Origin of the sequence: Nonomuraea jabiensis, from assembly GCF_014204795.1 — a bacterium.
GTDB classification, from domain to species: Bacteria; Actinomycetota; Actinomycetes; order Streptosporangiales; family Streptosporangiaceae; genus Nonomuraea; species Nonomuraea jabiensis.
Map to the genome: position 1 here is coordinate 12,265,134 of NZ_JACHMB010000001.1, position 16,737 is coordinate 12,281,870.

The 16,737-nt window shown below is 72.9% G+C and carries 12 protein-coding genes; 5 read left to right on the forward strand and 7 right to left on the reverse strand.

The annotated features are described in order from the left end of the window. Nucleotides 1–99: 99 nt before the first annotated feature. Nucleotides 100–705 (forward strand): response regulator transcription factor, encoded by a 606-nt coding sequence (locus tag HD596_RS55965; protein WP_185079358.1) that lies wholly within the window; start codon nt 100–102, stop codon nt 703–705. Here the strand turns inward: HD596_RS55965 and HD596_RS55970 are convergent. The 6 genes from HD596_RS55970 to HD596_RS65405 form a co-directional block, all read right to left on the reverse strand. Beyond that, the gene (locus HD596_RS55970) at nt 691–2,652 is read right to left on the reverse strand and encodes a prolyl oligopeptidase family serine peptidase (protein WP_185077516.1); all 1,962 of its coding nucleotides are present in this window, start codon (nt 2,650–2,652) and stop codon (nt 691–693) included. The two genes, HD596_RS55965 and HD596_RS55970, sit on opposite strands and share 15 nt — an antisense overlap. Further along, a complete protein-coding gene (locus HD596_RS55975) occupies nt 2,649–4,328 on the reverse strand; it encodes an ATP-binding cassette domain-containing protein (protein WP_185077517.1) in 1,680 nt (559 codons plus the stop codon). The genes HD596_RS55970 and HD596_RS55975 overlap by 4 nt, the downstream gene beginning before the upstream one ends. Further along, nucleotides 4,325–6,016 carry an ABC transporter ATP-binding protein gene (locus HD596_RS55980; RefSeq protein ID WP_185077518.1) on the reverse strand — a complete coding sequence of 564 codons (1,692 nt, stop codon included), beginning with the start codon at nt 6,014–6,016 and terminating at the stop codon, nt 4,325–4,327. The genes HD596_RS55975 and HD596_RS55980 overlap by 4 nt, the downstream gene beginning before the upstream one ends. A 63-nt stretch (nt 6,017–6,079) precedes the next feature. Next, complete coding sequence (locus HD596_RS55985) at nt 6,080–6,211, reverse strand: SapB/AmfS family lanthipeptide (RefSeq protein WP_103955008.1); 132 nt, start codon at nt 6,209–6,211, stop codon at nt 6,080–6,082. A gap of 3 nt (nt 6,212–6,214) precedes the next feature. Then, entirely contained in the window at nt 6,215–8,740 is a 2,526-nt protein-coding gene (gene lanKC / locus HD596_RS55990; protein WP_185077519.1) for a class III lanthionine synthetase LanKC, read from the reverse strand. A 125-nt stretch (nt 8,741–8,865) separates the two neighbouring features. Next, complete coding sequence (locus HD596_RS65405) at nt 8,866–9,987, reverse strand: sensor histidine kinase (RefSeq protein ID WP_185077520.1); 1,122 nt, start codon at nt 9,985–9,987, stop codon at nt 8,866–8,868. Between the two features lie 213 nt (nt 9,988–10,200). Between HD596_RS65405 and HD596_RS56000 the strand changes: the two genes are divergently transcribed. Then, the gene (locus HD596_RS56000) at nt 10,201–11,169 is read left to right on the forward strand and encodes an aldo/keto reductase (protein ID WP_185077521.1); all 969 of its coding nucleotides are present in this window, start codon (nt 10,201–10,203) and stop codon (nt 11,167–11,169) included. A 39-nt stretch (nt 11,170–11,208) separates the two neighbouring features. After that, nucleotides 11,209–12,888, forward strand: coding sequence for a DNA polymerase/3'-5' exonuclease PolX (gene polX, locus HD596_RS56005; protein WP_185077522.1), 1,680 nt, complete (start codon nt 11,209–11,211; stop codon nt 12,886–12,888). A 391-nt stretch (nt 12,889–13,279) separates the two neighbouring features. Here polX and HD596_RS56010 read toward each other — a convergent pair whose 3' ends face one another. After that, nucleotides 13,280–13,702 (reverse strand): YkvA family protein, encoded by a 423-nt coding sequence (locus HD596_RS56010; protein WP_185077523.1) that lies wholly within the window; start codon nt 13,700–13,702, stop codon nt 13,280–13,282. 86 nt (nt 13,703–13,788) lie between these two features. Between HD596_RS56010 and HD596_RS56015 the strand changes: the two genes are divergently transcribed. Both HD596_RS56015 and HD596_RS56020 read left to right on the forward strand, forming a co-directional pair. Then, nucleotides 13,789–14,898 carry a serine hydrolase domain-containing protein gene (locus tag HD596_RS56015; RefSeq protein ID WP_185077524.1) on the forward strand — a complete coding sequence of 370 codons (1,110 nt, stop codon included), beginning with the start codon at nt 13,789–13,791 and terminating at the stop codon, nt 14,896–14,898. Nucleotides 14,899–15,689: 791 nt separating this feature from the next. After that, on the forward strand, nt 15,690–16,736 hold the full coding sequence (locus HD596_RS56020) for a sulfite oxidase (RefSeq protein ID WP_185077525.1): 1,047 nt from the start codon (nt 15,690–15,692) through the stop codon (nt 16,734–16,736). The last annotated feature ends 1 nt before the right edge of the window (nt 16,737 follow it).

A 16,737-nucleotide genomic window follows, 5' to 3' on the forward strand; every position in this document is an offset into this window, starting at 1 on the left:
TCTGACGGTTATTCGGCAGGACTTTTCACACTCAGGTCAATAAGTCAGGATAAGGGGGCCCGCAGACGTTGCAAGCCTGGCCGACCGCAAGGACGCATGGTGATTCGAACGTTGCTCGCTGAGGACATGAACCTGGTACGCGGGGCGCTCGTGGCGCTGCTGGCTTATGAGGAAGACATCGAGGTTGTGGCCGAGGTCTCCAGGGGAGATCGCATCCTGGCCGCGGCCAGGGCCTCCCGCCCGGACGTGGCCGTGATCGACATCGCGTTACCCGGCAAGGACGGGCTCTCCGCCGCCGGCGAGCTGCACGCGAAGCTGCCCGAGTGCGGGGTGCTCATCCTGACCGGCGTGGGCACGCCGGGCCTGCTCAGGCAGGCGCTCGACGTGCACGTACGGGGCTTCATGGCCAAGGACGCGCCGCCGGACCGGCTGGCGGACGGGATCCGCCGGGTGGCCGAGGGAGAGCGGGTCATCGACTCGGAGCTGGCCATCGCGGCCATGCGGCCGCCCGAGGCGCCGCTGACGCCGCGCGAGCTGGACGTGATCGGGGCGGCGGCGGACGGGGCGTCGATCGGGGAGATCGCGGCGTCGCTGTTCCTGTCGGAGGGCACGGTACGCAACTACCTGTCCAAGACGACGGCCAAGCTGGGCGCCCGCAGCAGGATCGACGCCATCCGCATCGCCAGGGAGTCAGGCTGGATCTGAGCCCAGGACATTCAGGCCCGTGTGCGCGGCCAGGAAGGCGAGGGCGTCCGCCGCCAGCGCGACCGACCTGCTGGCCGCCCGCGCGCCGTGGCCCACGTCCGGCTCGTGCCGGAGCAGGATCGGCCGGTCCCCGCCGGCCGCCCACTGCAGGGCGGCGCACATCTTGCGCGCGTGCATCGGATCGACCCGCGTGTCCCCCTCCGAGACCGTGAACAGCGTCGCCGGGTAGTCCGTCCCCTTCCTGACGTGGTGGTAGGGCGAGTAGGCGAGCAGCCAGGCGAGCTGTTCGGGGTCGTCGGGGTCGCCGTACTCGCCGGTCCAGGAGGGGCCGAGGCCGCTGAGGTGGTAGCGGGCCATGTCGAGCAGGCCCGCCGAGCACACCGCCGCCGCGAACAGGCCGGGCCGCTGGGTGAGGGCCGCGCCGACGAGCAGGCCGCCGTTCGACTCGCCCCAGATGCCGAGCTGCCCGGGGGTCGTCCAGCCGTCGGCGATGAGCTTGCCGGCGGCGGCCGCGAAGTCGTCGAAGACGTTCTGCTTGCGCTCCAGCATGCCGTCCCGGTGCCACTGCTCGCCCTCCTCGCCGCCGCCTCTGAGGTTGGCGACGGCCAGCACGCCGCCCGCCTCGACCCAGGCCAGGGAGTCGGCGGCGTAGCCGGGGCGCAGGGGGATGCCGAAGCCGCCGTACCCGGTGAGGATGGTGGGGCGGGGGCCGCCCGCCGACGGGCCCGCCACGACGACCATGCGGACGCGGGTGCCGTCGGCCGAGGCGTACTCGACGTGGTGGCTGCGCACGGCGGGCCTGCTCACGCGGCCCGGCGGGGCCGCCCAGAGGGTGGTCTCGCCGGTGCGGACGTCGTGGCGCCAGACCTCGGAGGGCGTGACGGCGTCGGTGTAGGCGAACCACGCCTCGCAGCCGCCGCCGGGGCGCGAGGTCAGCGAGGCGACCGTGCCGCTGCCGGGCAGCGGCACGGAGCCCAGCCGCTCCCCCGTGCGGGCGTGGTGGACGGCGATCTCCCCCACCGCGTGCCGGGTCCGGGCGACGAGCAGCCGGTCGCCGTCGAGCACCGTGAACGCGCCCAGCACCGCTTCGGGGTCCTCGGGGATCAGCTCCCGCCACGCGCCGGGCTCCGCCGGATCGGCCACGCAGAGCCTGCGCCGCGGCGCGTCCCGGTCGGTGACCAGGTAGAGGCGGCCGTCGCAGGCCACCGCGGCCGCCAGGGCGTCGGGTACGGGGCGGGGCTCGCCCCGGCCGCCCGGCTCGGCGAGCCAGAGCGAGCCGCCGGCCGAGATCGTCAGCCAGCGGCCGTCGGCGCTGAGCTGCACGCCGTACCGGAGCGGCCCGCGCGTGAAAACGGGGACGTCCGCCGCGTCGCCGATCCTGTGCAGGTAGACGCCCTCGTGGAAGCGTACGTAGTAGAAGGCCGCGCCGCCCGGCAGCCAGGCGACCGCGGAGTAGCGGCAGCCGCCGATGGGCCCGTCCACGACGGCTCCGGTGTCGACGTCCCTGACGTACAGGTCCGCCTTCTCGTCGCCCCGGCGCGAGATCTGGTACGCCAGGAGGCGCCCCTCCAGGTCGGGCTGCCAGTCGTCCAGCGTCGTGAGCCCCGTGGGGTCGAGGTCCATGGGATCGAGGACGACGCGGTCGCCGCAGTGGAGGACCGGGTGTTCCTGGGAGGTGGTCTGGCGCAGGTGGAAGCTCCGCTCGCCGCGCCAGACCGGCGGGGTGACCAGGCCCGTCTCCCTGAGTTCGGTGAGCCGGGCGCGGAAGCGCTCGCGCTGGGGCAGGCGGGCGGCGTTGTCGCGCCATAGCCGGTCCTGCTCGGCCAGCCAGGTCTTGGTGCGGGGGTCGTCGGGGTCTTCGAGCCACCGGTACGGGTCGTCGATCTCACTCGGTGTCGAGCTGCCGGGGAGGCGCTCGGCGCGCGGATACTTGTCCAGAAATTTCATGACACGGGCTCCGGGTGCCAGTGGCCGGCCAGGTCGGCGTACAGCGGAGAGGTCCTGATCAGCTCGTCGTGGGTGCCGATGGTCACGCGGGTTCCGTCCATGAGGAGGATGCGGCGGGCGCGCAGCGCGGAGGTGAGGCGGTGCGCGACGACGACGAGCGTGCCGCCGCGCCCCGCGAACGCGTTCTCCGCACGTGCCTCGGCGGCGGGGTCGAGGTGGCAGGTGGCCTCGTCGAGGATGACCAGGGGGGCGGGGGTGAGGTAGGCGCGCACGAGCGCGATGAGCTGGCGCTGCCCGGCCGACAGCGCCGCCGGGTCGAGCCGGGCCCCGTAGCCGCCCAGCTCGTCCACCAGCTCGCGGGCGCCGACGGCCGCGACGGCCTCCTCCAGCCTTCCCTCGCCGTCCGGCGTGCCGAGGGCGGTGAGGTTCTCCATGAGGGTGCCGCGGAAGACGTACGCCTCCTGGGGGATCAGCACGCGGGCGGCGGGGTCGATCCGGTGGGCGGGGACGCCGCCGACCAGCACCTGGCCCGCGCCGGGCCGCAGCATGCCGCTGACCAGGGCCGCGAGCGTGGACTTGCCGGCGCCGCTGGGCCCCACGACCGCGAGGTGGTCGCCCTCGGGGATGGTGAGGTCCAGGCGGTCGACGACGGGGGCCGAGTGCGGGCCGTACGCGAAGGTGACGGCCGACAGGCGCACGTCGCAGGCGCTGGGGCGGATCCCGGCCGCGGGCGGCGCGGCGGGCGGGGCCGAGGCGGCGATGCGGCCGAGCGTGGCGGCCAGCCGGATGCCGCTGACGCCCAGGCCCTGCACGAGGCCGCCGAGGGCGGGGGCCAGGGACTGCGTGACGTACGCGAGCGTGCCGGCGATGACGCCGGGGCCGAGGCCGGCGTCCAGCAGCCGCGGGGCGCCGGCCAGCACGAGGACGACCGGCAGCCAGCCGCCCACGGCCAGGGCCGCGGTGCGGGCGGCGGTCACCCGGGCGAGCGCGCGGGCGGCGGCGGCCTGCGCGCGGACCTGCCGGTCCAGCCGCTCGGCCACGGGTTCGCGCAGGCCGCACGCCTCGATGTCGCGCAGCCCGCCCGCGGTGGCCGTCATCTCGTCGGCCAGCCGTTCGTCGGCCAGCAGGAACGCCCGCTGCCTGCGTGCGAGGGCGGGCAGCGAGGCCAGGAACAGCCCGAGCCCGGCGGCGAACGGCGGCAGCACGAGGGCGAGCGCCTGCGGGGCCAGCGTCGCCAGGCCCAGCACCACGCCGGCCACCGTGAACACGAACCCCCTGACGGTGGTGACGACGGCCGCGAAGGCGTCCCTGGCCAGCTCGACCTGGAGCGTCACCCTGGCCACCGCGGCGCTGTCGCGGCTCGCACCCCTCAGGGCCCCCTCGACGACGCGCGTCAGGAGGTCGTCCCTGAACGGCTCCGCCACCGCCGCGACGGCCAGCACGACCTGCCGCGCGGCCACCGCCCCGACCAGCCACGCGGCGCCGAGCGCGGCCAGCCACGCCAGCCCGGTCGCGGGTTCGGCCCTGGCGAAGCCGTCCTCGATGGCCCGGGCGATGGCGTACCCGATGAGGAACGCGGGCGCCGCCTCGAGCACGGACCAGAACCCGAGCGCGGCCAGCCGCCGCGGCTCCCGCCACAGCGCCCGCCAGAACACCGTCCGCAAGGGGCTCTTCATGGCGCGCCTCCCTGGGCTCCCTGGGCTCCCTGGAAGACGGCCCGGTAGGCCGGGTCCCGCCACAGCACGTCGTGCGGCCCCCGGGCGCGTACCTTCCCGCCCTCCAGCCAGACGACCTGGTCGGCGCGGGCGGCCGTGGCGAGCCGGTGGGCCGCGATCAGGCGGGTGCGGCCCCGCCGATCGGTGGTGAGCGCCCGGCCGACCTCGCGCTCCGTCACGGTGTCGAGGCTGGAGGTGGCGTCGTCGAGCACCAGCAGCCGCTCCCCCTGCGCGAACGCCCTGGCCAGGCCGATCCGCTGCCGCTCGCCACCGGACATCGGGGCCTCGCGCAGGGGCGTGCCGTAGCCGAGCGGCAGCCGCCGTACGAACGCGTCCGCGCAGGCCGCCTTCGCCGCCTCGACGGCGGGGGGCCCGGCGGCCGCCGTGATGGCCTCCGCGACGGTCTCGCCCAGCAGGACCGGGCGTTCGAAGGCGTACCCGATGGCCCTGCGCAGCTCCTCCCGCGACAGCTCGCGCAGCGGGACCCCGTCGAGCAGGACCGCGCCCCGCTCCGGGTCGGTCAGGCGGCCCGCCAGGGCGGCCAGCAGGGACTTGCCCGCGCCGGAGCGTCCGACCACGGCGGTCACCGAGCCCCCGGGCAGCGTGAGGTCGCCGACGGTCAGGCCGTCCACGGCCACGTCGCGGAACTCGACCGTGCCCGGACCGGGCGGGAGCGTCCGCGTGCCGTGCGCGACGGGGGCGAGTTCGAAGATCTCGGCCACCCGCCCGGCGGCTGCCCGTGCCCGGGCCAGGCCGCCGACGTAGCCGAGGGCGGTGCTCAGGGACGCGCCGAGCACGGCGTAGCGGGCGGCGGCGTACAGCTCCCCGACCGTGAGCCGGCCGGAGGCGAGCATGAACCCGCCGACGATCAGCACCGCGACCTCCAGCAGCGACACCACGAGCCCCGACTGGACCGCGGCCCCGGCGTTGGCCCGCCACAGCGACATGCCGTGGGCCCGCAGCCGGGGCAGCGGCTCCAGCACGCGCCGCGCCTCCCGGGCGGCGGTGCCCGCCGCGGCGATCGTGCGCGCCCCCTCCATGGCGTCCACGAGCCGGGCGGCGATCTCCCCCTGCACCTCCTGGTATCCGCCCGAAATCGCCGTCGTCGCGCGGAGGAAGGCGCGCAGGACGAGCAGGATGACGACGATGCCCACCCCGAGCGTCAGCGTCAGGACGGGCGCGATGAGCGTGAGCGCGACGAGCGCGCCTGCCGTGGGCACGAGCAGCGCGAGGGCGCCGGTCACCGTCTCCGGGGCCCGGCCCGCCTCCTCGGCGTTCAGCCCGGCCCGGGTGACCAGCTCGCCTTCCGGGAAACGCCGGGTGGCCGCCGGTCCGGCGCCGAGCACGTGGCGCAGCACCCCCAGCCGCAGCCTGGCCGCGGCGAACGCGCCGCAGGCGCCGCGGGCCCAGACGCCGAGGCTCTCGCAGAGCACGACGGCGGCGACGGCGCAGGCACAGAGCGCCAGCCAGGACGAGCCGTCCGGCCGGCGCAGGACGAAGGCGTCCACGGTGCGCCCGACGAGGTACGGGACCGCCAGCTCACCGGCCGCGCCCACGAGCGCCGTGACGGCCAGGACGGCGGGCCAGGGGCCGCTGCGCCGTACCGTGCCGACCACCAGCCGATCACCAGCGCGGTCTCCTGCTCGCACCCGATGCCTCCTAGGAGTCGGCGTCCCCGCGCCGTGGCACGGCGCGGGGACCGATATCGCGGATCAGTGGCAGAGCGCGACACTGAGGTTGCTGGGCTTGCCTGAGTGACACGAGAGAACCGTCAGCGTGCTGCCACCACTGGCGACGTCGCTGGCCGCGGGCGCCTCGAGACCCTGCAGGTCGAGAAGTACCATCCGTTACACCTCCTTCCGGGACTCGTAGGGGGCGGGCCGCCCGGGAGCGGCCGCCAGGAACGGCAGGTGGCCAGGCTGGTCGCCCAGGGCCGTGCCGAGGGCGAAGAGCACGCCCGCCGTCCCGGTCGCGAAATCCATGGAGAGGCGCAGCAGCTGGTCGCCGGGGAACGCCAGTCCCCCGCCGTACGGCAGCGCGTGCCATCTCAAGCCCTTGACGTGCTCCCGCGGGTCGCCCGCGCGGGCCGCGAGCATGCCCGCGCGGCCGGTGAACAGCCCCGCCTGGACGAAGAAGCCGGCGTGCCCGGCCAGCCGCAGCTCCTCCAGCGCTGTCGCGAGCTCCTCGTCGTGGTGGTGGCCGAGGTAGCGCTCCAGCACGAGGGCGATGCCGGCCGACCCTTCGTCCAGGTACGGCAGCAGCCGCCAGCCCTGGTTCACCTGGAGCGAGCCGTCCGCGGCGTGCCGGCAGCGCCGCAGGTCCTGCCGGAGCGCGGTCGCGGCCAGGTCGAGCAGGGCCCGGTCGCCGGTGTGCTCGTACGCGTGCAGGAACAGCAGCGCGGGCCCCGACGAGCCGTACATGAGCCCGGCCCTCGGGTGGGTGCCGCCGCTGAGCTCGGCGACGGGTTCGGCGAGCCGCTCGGCGCAGATGTCCACGGCGCGCAGGGCGAGGTCGGTGCGGCCGAAGTTGAGGAGGTTCAGCCCGATGCCGGACAGGCCGGAGAACAGCGCCGACTCCAGCCGCTCCCATTTCTCGCGCAGGCAGGCGTCGACCAGCTCGTGCGCGTGCTCGTGGTGCCCGAGCAGGCCGAGGACGTACGCGATGCCGTGCAGCCCGTCGTACAGGCCGAGCCCGGAGCCCTGGACGGGGCGCAGGGCCCGGTCGCGTAACCAGCGCTCGTACTCGGGGAACGGCCCGAGGCCGGCGCGGTCGAGCGCGAAGAGCACGCCGGCCGCGCCGTAGGCCAGGTTGAGCCCGCCGCCCGGCCGGAACTGGGCCACGTCGCCGGGGAAGAGCCGGTCGTCGCGCGCGGGCGTGGCGGCGGCCACGATGGCCCGGCACATCGCCTCCCGCAGCTCGGGCCAGGTCTCCGGCACGGTCACGGGCTCGACGCGGCCGAACACGGGCCCGCCGATGGCCGCGACGGCGGCGTCCACCGTCGCCTCCGGCACGGGGAACGTCTCCTTGACGATCTCCCCCAGCTGGGCCGCCTTCGCCCGGTGCAGCGGCAGCATGATCGTGCACTGCGGCGCGAACAGGCCGAGCCGCAGGCAGGCCAGCGCGTAGCGGTCCACGTCCACGCCCTGGCGGTCGGGGGGCGCGATGAAGGCGGGGTGGGCCAGCGCGGCGCGGGCCCCGTCCGTGACGAGGGTGGCGACCTCGTAGTCGATCAGCGCCACCCGGCCCTCGGGGGTCAGCAGGATGTTGTCCGGGTGCAGGTCGCCGAAGACGACCCCGCGCTCGTGCAGCGACTCGACGGCCCGCTCCACGCTCTCCAGCGTCTCGACCGCCCACGCGGTGTAGTCGGCCAGGTCCTGCCCGGTGCGGTCGGCGCGGGTCAGCGGGTAGCGCTGCACGAGCCGGCGCTGCAGCGGCGTCCCGTCCACGAACTCCTGGACGAGGAATTCGTGCTCGCCCAGGGTGAAGTAGCCGCGCAGCGCGGGCGCGGCGGGCAGGCCCTCCAGGCGCCGCAGGATGTCGCGTTCGTGGCGGAGGCGGGTGACGGCGTCGCGTCCGGCCGCGTCGAGCCCGGCGTGCGGCCGGGCCTCCTTGAGCACGACCCGCTCCTCCGTATGCGTGTCCCGCGCGAGGTAGACGCCGCCGCCGTTGGAGAAGTGCAGCACGCTCTCGACCCGGTACGGCAGCCCGGTCGTCGTCACGGCGTTGCGCGCGGCCAGATGCGGCTCCAGGAACCCGGGCAGCGTCGTCCACGGCGGCACCGAGAACGTCGCGCCGCGCACGTCGGGCACCAGCCGCCCGTCGCCGTCCTCGACGGCCAGCACGCGCTCGCCGGAGCCGGACAGGCAGTGCCGCTCGGCGAACCCGCCGTACCTGACGAACAGGGGGCCGGCGCCGTAGCGCAGGTCGCTGAGGATGTACGGGCCCTGGACGCCCCGCAGCAGCTCGTCGAGCTCCTTCAGGACGAGCTCCAGCTGGCCCTCGTCCCTCGGGTAGACGGTGATCAGCTTGCCGCTGGAGGCCCGGGAGGCCGCCTTGGAGTTGACCATGACCAGGACGGGGGTGCCGCGCAGGAACTTGAACGCGATCCGGCGCGGGAGGCAGTAGTCCCACACGGCGGCGATGGCCTGCTCGGCGTCCTCCACGCGGGCGGACACGTGGATCTTCCAGCCTTGGGCGGGCAGGGGCGGCTCGTTGTCGGGGGCGAAATAGCACCACGTGTCGGTCAGGGCGGTGGACCAACCGTCGGGCAGGGGTTCACGCAGAATGGGAAAGTCGGCGTCTTCGGCCGTGCCGTGTTCGAGCGAGTCGTAGAAACGCGGATCCACCAGGCAGTACAGCTCGTACTTGTCCATCTGGCGCCGACCTCCAAGGCGATGTCCCTTAGAGATTGCCGCCCGGGGCGGGATTCGGTCTAGTTACACGTAACAACACCGAAATATGGTTATTGAAATTGCATTTGTGTATTTTTCACAATTGGCTATTTCTTTCGTGGGACGTACGCGCTGAAGGTGAACTGCCCGGTCCGGGAGGAGGTGGCCTCGAGCCAGCCGCCGAGGCCGGAGACGCGTTCGGCCAGGTTGAGCAGGCCGTGTCCCGCGTCGCCCGGGCGGCTCGGCGGGCGCACGCCGTCGTTCCTGATCGTCAGGCGGACGAGGTGGTCGCGTTCGAGGAGCTGGATCGAGCACTGCCGGGCCTCGGCGTGCCTGAGGACGTTCGTCACGCCTTCGCGCAGGGCGTGCGTGAGCGCCTCCTCCACGTCGCCGGGAAGGTCGGGGCAGGACATCTTGATCTGGCAGCGGACCCGTACCGACTCCAGGAGCGAGCGGGCCGAGCCCAGCTCCGCCGCCAGGGAGGAGCTGCGCAGGCCGTGGGCGACGGCCCGGACGTCGGTGGACAGGGTGCGCAGCAGCTCCAGCGTCTCGGACGACTCCTGCAGCGCCCGCTTGTCGCCCTCGGCCACGAGCCGCTCCAGGAGCTGCGCCTTCAGCACCAGGACGGTGAGGCGGTGGCCGACCAGGTCGTGCAGGTCACGGGTGAAGCGGCGGCGCTCCAGGGCGACGGCCTTGCGCATGACCTCGGTACGCGCCTCCGTCAGCCGCGTGACCTGCCTGCCCAGGGTCACCAGCGCGTACTCGACGACGCCGAGCACCGGGACGGCGAGCGCCCAGGCCGGCTCGATCATCGCGTGCTCCGGCGCGGCCAGCATCACCGGGCCGCAGGCCAGGGCCAGCGCCAGCAGCACGATCGAGCGGATCCGGCCCGCCATCACCAGCAGCGCGCCCGACAGCAGGGCGCACACGGGGGTCCACGCCGCGCCGAACACCGTCAGCGGCAGGTACGTCAGCCACGCCTGCACGGCCACGATCCACCACGAGCCGGCCCGCCGTACCGGGGTCTCCATGACGAACCTGACGTGCAGCGTCAGCAGGACGAACAGCGTCACCCCGCCCGCGATCCCCACCCCTGACCGCAGCAGCCCGACCTGGACCGGCACCGTCACGCCGACCAGCACCGCCGCCAGCCCGAGGCCGCCCAGCCAGCCGGGGTTCTTCAGTTTGGAACGTGCCCACGACAGAAGTGCACGGTGTGCGCCCTCCACCTCACCCCCGGTATCCGGATCCGGCCGTGTCGCGAGAGCCCCGCCCGCCGTTGCCTCGCTTCTCCCTAATCGACCCGATCGGGCCGGCCTCTGTAAAGGCCGTTGCCGCTTTTGGACACCCATGACTTCCCGTCGGGCCGCCGGTTAACCAGACCCATCCGTTCCCTCCCAGGGGGCGACGAACCACCGCAAAGCCCACCCTAGGGTGGGCGTATGGAATACACCCGACTTGGCAACACCGGTTTGAAGGTCTCGAAGATCTGCCTGGGCATGATGAGCTACGGCGACCCCGCCAGGCAGGAGTGGGCCCTGGCGCTCGACGAGGCCGAGCCGATCATCCGCAGGGCCGCAGACGCGGGCGTGACCTTCTTCGACACGGCGGACGTCTACAGCCAGGGCGCGAGCGAGACCGTGACCGGCGAGGCGCTTCGCGCGATCTTCGGCCGCCGCGAGGACTACGTGCTGGCCACCAAGGTCTACTTCCCCATGGGCAGGGGCGCCAACGACCAGGGGTTGTCGCGCAAGCACATCCACGCGGCCGTCGACGCCTCGCTCCAGCGGCTCGGCACCGACTACGTGGACCTGTACCAGATCCACCGGTGGGACGACGAGACGCCCATCGAGGAGACCATGGAGGCGCTGCACGACGTGGTCAAGGCGGGCAAGGCCCGCTACATCGGCGCGTCGAGCATGTGGGCCTGGCAGTTCTCCAAGGCGCAGCACGTGGCCGAGAAGAACGGCTGGACGAAGTTCGTCTCGATGCAGAACCACTACAACCTCCTCTACCGGGAGGAGGAGCGGGAGATGCTGCCGCTCTGCGCCGACCAGGGCGTGGGCGTGATCCCGTGGAGCCCGCTGGCGCGCGGCGTGCTGGCCAGGGCCGGCTCGTCCGCGACGACCACGCGGACCGGGTCGGACGGACGCATCGACTTCCTGTACGACCCGGAGAACGACAAGACGATCCTCGACCGGGTGGCGCACGTCGCCGCCGAGCGCGGACTGCCGGCCGCCCAGGTGGCGCTGGCCTGGCTGCTCCACCAGCCGGCCGTGACCGCGCCCATCGTGGGGGCCACGAAGGACCGGCACGTGGACGACGCGGTGGCGGCCGTGTCGGTGTCGCTCTCGGAGGCCGAGCTGGCCTCGCTCGGCGAGCCGTACCGTCCCCGTGAGGTGCGCTTCTGACGGTCCTGGATTGTCGGGGCCGACCTTTAGGGTTGTGCCATGCGGGCAAATGAGGAGGCGGCGTCGGCGCTGCAGGAGTACGCGGAGCTGTTCGCGCTCTGCGGCGGCGACGCCTTCCGGGTGCGGAGCTACCAGAAGGCGGCCAAGGCCATCGCGGGGTTCCCCGAGGACATCTCGGTGGTCGACGTGCGCGGCGTCCCCGGGGTGGGTGAGGCGATCGCCAAGAAGATGGAGGAGTTCCTGCAGCGCGGGAGCTTCCGGCAGCTCGACGACCTGCGCGGCCGGGTGCCCGAGGGCGTGCGCGCGCTGACGCGGGTGCCGACGCTGGGGCCCAAGACGGCGATCATGCTCTTCGAGGACTACGGCATCGACTCCACGGTGGCCCTGCGCGAGGCGATCACCTCCGGCCGCCTCGACGGCGTCAAGGGCCTCGGCCCCAAGACGCTGGCAAACCTGCTCAAGGGCATCGAGCAGCTCGAGCAGTCCGGCCGCCGCGTCCACGTCGGGGTCGCCATGTCGCTGGCCGAGCAGGTGATGGCCTCGCTGGAGGCCGAGCGCATCGCGTACGCGGGCTCGCTGCGGCGAATGAAGGACACCATCGGCGACATCGACATCCTGGCGGTCGCGCCCGAGTCCATCATGACCGCCTTCCGCGCCCAGCCCTACGTCGCCGAGGTCATCGCGGCGGGCGACAAGAAGACCTCGATCCGCACGACGTCCGGCATCCAGGTCGACCTGCGCGTGGTGCCCGCCGAGTCGTGGGGCGCGGCGATGCAGTACTTCACGGGCTCCAAGGAGCACAACGTCGCCATCCGGGAGATGGCGGTGAAGAAGGGCTGGAAGCTGTCGGAGTACGGGCTGTTCGAGGGCGAGCGGGTGATCGCCGCCGCCTCGGAGGAGGACATCTACGCCGCGCTCGGCATGCAGTACGTGCCGCCGCCCATGCGCGAGGACGGCGGCGAGGTCAAGGCCGCCCTGCGGGGCGAGCTGCCGGAGCTGGTGGAGCTCGCCGACCTGAAGGGCGACCTGCACACCCACACCGACCTGACCGACGGCATCGCCTCGCTGGAGGACATGGTGGCGGCCGGGCACGCCCGCGGCTACGCCTACTACGCGGTCACCGACCACGCCCCCGACCTGGCGATGCAGCGGATGACGCTGGACAAGGCGCTGGAGCAGCGGGGGCAGGTGGCCGAGCTCCAACGGAAATATCCCGACATGCGGATCCTGCACGGCACGGAGCTCAATATCGCCCCCGACGGCTCGGTCGACTGGCCCGGGGAGGTGCTGGCCGGGTTCGACGTGTGCGTGGCCTCGGTGCACTCGCATTTCGGGATGTCACGCGACGAGATGACCCGGCGGTTCATCGCCGCCTGCGAAAACCCGTACGTGGACATCATCGGGCACCCGACGACCCGCAAGATCGGCAAGCGCCCGCCCGTGGACGCCGACTGGGACGCGATCTTCCGGGTGGCCGCCCGTACCGGGACCGCCATGGAGATCGACTCCTTCCCCGACCGGTCCGATCTGCCGTCCGACCTGGTGCGACTGGCCAAGCACCACGGGGTGAAGTTCTCGATCGACAGCGACTCGCACGCGATCCCGCACCTGGGCAACCAGCGGTTCGGGGTGGGGCTCGCGCAGCGGGCCTGGCTGACCACGGACGACATCATCAACACCTGGCCCCTGGACCGCCTCCTGAAATTCCTCGCCCGCTAACCGCCACCGCCACCGCCACCGCCACCGCCACCGCCACCGCCACCGCCACCGCCACCGCCACCGCCACCGCCACCAGCCGATCGGCCGAGCGCGGGCGGGCGTTACGGGCGCGGGAGGATCGTGGCGTGGGCGACTTTCCGGCGCGGACGGCGTGGGTGGCGTCGCGGCACGGTCGGCATCACGGCACGGCCGAGTTTCCGGCGCGGGACGGATTACGGCGCGGGCGATTTCCGGCGCGGACGGCGTCGCAGCCCACCCGAGGTCGCGACCCGGCCGGCGTTGCAGCGCGAACGGCGTTGCGGCACGGCCGACCTTCGGCACGGGACGGCATCGCCCAGTGGGCGGCGTTGCGGCGTGGGGAGGCTTGGGACGGACCTTGTCGTCAATACCTCTAGCCGGGGCCGCCGCTCAGGCCGGTGAGCCGGACCAGTGCGGCGAACCCGTCCGCGCTGCCCGGCCAATGCCGCTCCACCGCCGCCATCCCGGCCCGCCGGACGACCGACCGCAGGACGGCGGCCACGATGATGGCGTCGTCGGCGTACCCGAGCACGGGGATGAAGTCAGGGATGAGGTCCAGCGGGAAGGCCAGGTAGACCAGCAGCAGGCCGAGCCGGATCCGTACGCCGCGCGGCAGGGTCCGGTCGGCGGCCAGCCGCCGTACGAGCCGCAACATGTCCGGCAAGAGCCGCAGAGACTCGCGCAGCAGCCCGCCCCGCGGACGGACCACGGCCAGCGCGACCACCAGCGCCAGCCACGACACCGCCAACGCGACCACCAGACCGATCACCAGGTCCCACCACCACGTACCGGTCACGACCCCTCACCTTCCCCGGCGGAAACGGTCAGGAAACACCTGCCGCCCTACAAAGGATCCCGCACCTCACGAAGGGATCCATCACCATGAACCATGCCATTACGGCACGCCTCGCCGGCCTGGCCTGCGCGATGCTGACGTTGGCCGCCGCCACGCCCGCGACCGCCGACGCCCCGGAGATGGCCGACGTGCAGCAGGCCCTGGACGCACTCGCCCGGACCAGCGGGGTGGTGGGGACGATCGGGGAGGTGTACGTGGACGGGAAGCGCGTCGGCCAGGGCTCGGCGGGGTCGCGGCTGCTCGACGGCAAGGGCGGACGCATCCCCGTCGGCTCCCGCTACCGGATCGGGTCGCAGACCAAGCTGCTGACCGGGACGGTGGTGCTCCAGCTGGTCAAGGAGGGCCGGCTGGGGCTGGAGGACAAGCTGAGCGATCTCCTGCCGGAGATGGCGAGCCAGGACATCGTGGAGCGGGCCGACGAGATCACGGTACGGCAGCTGATCCGGCACACGTCCGGCATCCCGAACTGGTTCACTCCCGATCTGGTCGACATATACGACTTCACCACCTATTACCCGCCGATCGACCTGGTGAAGAAGTCGCGCAGCCAGCCGCGTACCGGGCAGCCGGGCGAGAAGTTCTCGTACTCCAACACCAACTACACGCTGCTCGGCATGATCATCGAGAAGGTGACCGGCCGCTCGCTGGCCTCCGAGTTCGGCCGCCGGCTCTTCGGTCCGCTCGGGATGAGCCGTACGTACCTGGCGGTCAAGCCGCCGCAGAGCATCAAGGGCCCGCACGGGCACGGCTACAGCACCGACGACCAAGGCAAGGTGCACGACATGGACCGCCTCAACGCCAGCTACGGGAACGGCTCCGGCGGCGTGATCTCCACCTCGCACGACATCAGCACCTTCTACCGCGCCTTCCACCAGGGCAAACTCCTCCCGCCGCCCCTGCAGAAGCGCCTCACCGACCCGCCGGAGAACACCCCTTCCCAGCCGCCCCTGTGCGGAGGCGAGCCGGAGTTGCGGGTGATCGCGGGCGGCACCACCAGCTTCACCTCCGTCACCTTCAGCTCCCCTGACGGCCGCATCCAGTTCGCGACCTCCACCACGACGCACACCCAGGACCCGGCCGCCATCGGCCGAGCCATCAACCAGGCGGCGAAGAGCGTCCTCTGCCCCGCCAAGTAGACCGGACCGCCCGCCTGCCGCCCGCGCGCCCCTCCAAAACCAAGGCCACCGACTCGGGGTCCCGGCCCAGGCGATACCGCGCCCAACCCAGCCGAGCCGAATCCAGCCGACGACGGAGTCACGACTCGCCGCCCAAAGACCACAACCGCCGCCCCACCGACCGCCCCCACCTCTCACACATCGCCACCTCCGCCCCCAGCGAGCCGACCAGACGCGGGGGCGCCGGAGGCGGGGACGGTGGACGCGAGGGGCCGGGTGCAGGGCGGTGGACGCCGGGCGGTGGACGGCGGGGCAGTGGACGGCGGGGCAGTGGACGGCGGGGCAGTGGACGGCGGGGCAGTGGACGGCGAGGCAGCGGACGGCGAGGCAGCGGACGGCGGGGCAGTGGACGGCGAGGCAGCGGACTCCGGTGGCCAGCGCGGTTAGCGGTCTGGCTTCCAACACCGGCGCTCGCACCTCGCCGCTTCCGCCCCCAGCGAGCCGACCGGACGCGGGACGCCGGATGCGGGTGGCCAGCGCGGTTGGTGGTCCGCCCTGCAGCGCCGCCGCTCGCACGTCGCCGCCTCCCCCGATGGGCGGGCGGGCGCGTGAGGGGGCGGGCATGGGGTGGGTGCTGGTGGAACGATCCAGGAGGTCGTTGTGGGGGCGGCGGGTGGGGTAAGAGGCGGGGTGGGGGGATGGAACGTTCCCGTAGTGGTCGGACAGAATTCGGCAACGAGGGACGCCACAGGACAGCACGAAGGGATTAAATGGTTTACAGGTAGGAAATAGCTCTTACGGAGGCGGTGTCCATGAAGCAAGCACTGGCGACGATCGTGAAGCCGCTGCCCGACCAACTGTTCAGGGTGCACGGCGCGAGCGCGGAGATGCGGTGGGAAGCCATGTCCGGGCAGGGGTACCACACCCCGAACGACCGCTTCTTCGTGCGCAACCACACCGCCACCCCGATCATCGACGTCACCACCTGGCGGCTCCTGGTGCACGGGGCGGGCGTTCGATGTCCGCGTGAGTTCGGCTACGACGAGCTGCGGGCCATGCCGTCCCGCACGCTCGACGTGGCGATCGAGTGCGCCGGCAACGGGCGGCGCTTCTACGGCACGCAGCAGCACGACGCCGCACCCGGCACGCAGTGGGGGCTCGGGGCGATCGGCGTCGCGCGGTGGCGCGGGGTGCCGCTGAGGTACCTGCTCAAGCAGGCCGGGGTGCTGCCGGGCGCGGTGGACGTGCTGCCCACGGGGCTGGACGCGCCGTTCGAGGGGTACGGGCACGTACGCCGGCCGCTGCCGATCGACAAGGCCATGGACGACGTCCTGGTCGCCTATGAAATGAACGGCGAGCGCCTGCCGCCGGACCACGGATTTCCGGTGCGGCTGGTGGTGCCGGGATGGGTGGGAATAGCGTCGATCAAATGGCTCGGCGAAATAGAAGTTTCAACGAAAGAGCTCTTCACGCCGTGGAACACGGTCTTTTACCCGGACGTCACGACACAGCCGGTGAAGAGCGCGTTCGAACTCGCCTGGAATGCGCGCCTGCCCCGCTCCGGCCCGCACATCGTGCGCGGACGGTCATGGTCGGGCAGCGGCAGGATCGTCCGGGTCGAGGTCAGCTTCGACTCCGGACTGAGCTGGCGGACGGCCGAGCACCACGGACAGCACCTGGTCAGCGCCTGGCTGCCATGGCACATTTCATGGGCCCCCCAGCGCACGGGCGCGCACGTGCTCATGGCGCGCGCCACCGACGAGACCGGGACCACCCAGCCCCTCGTCACGCCGCGTCATCCGTTCGGGTACCACTTCGACGCGGTCGTGCGGCATCCCGTCGACGTGGTCATTGGATAGG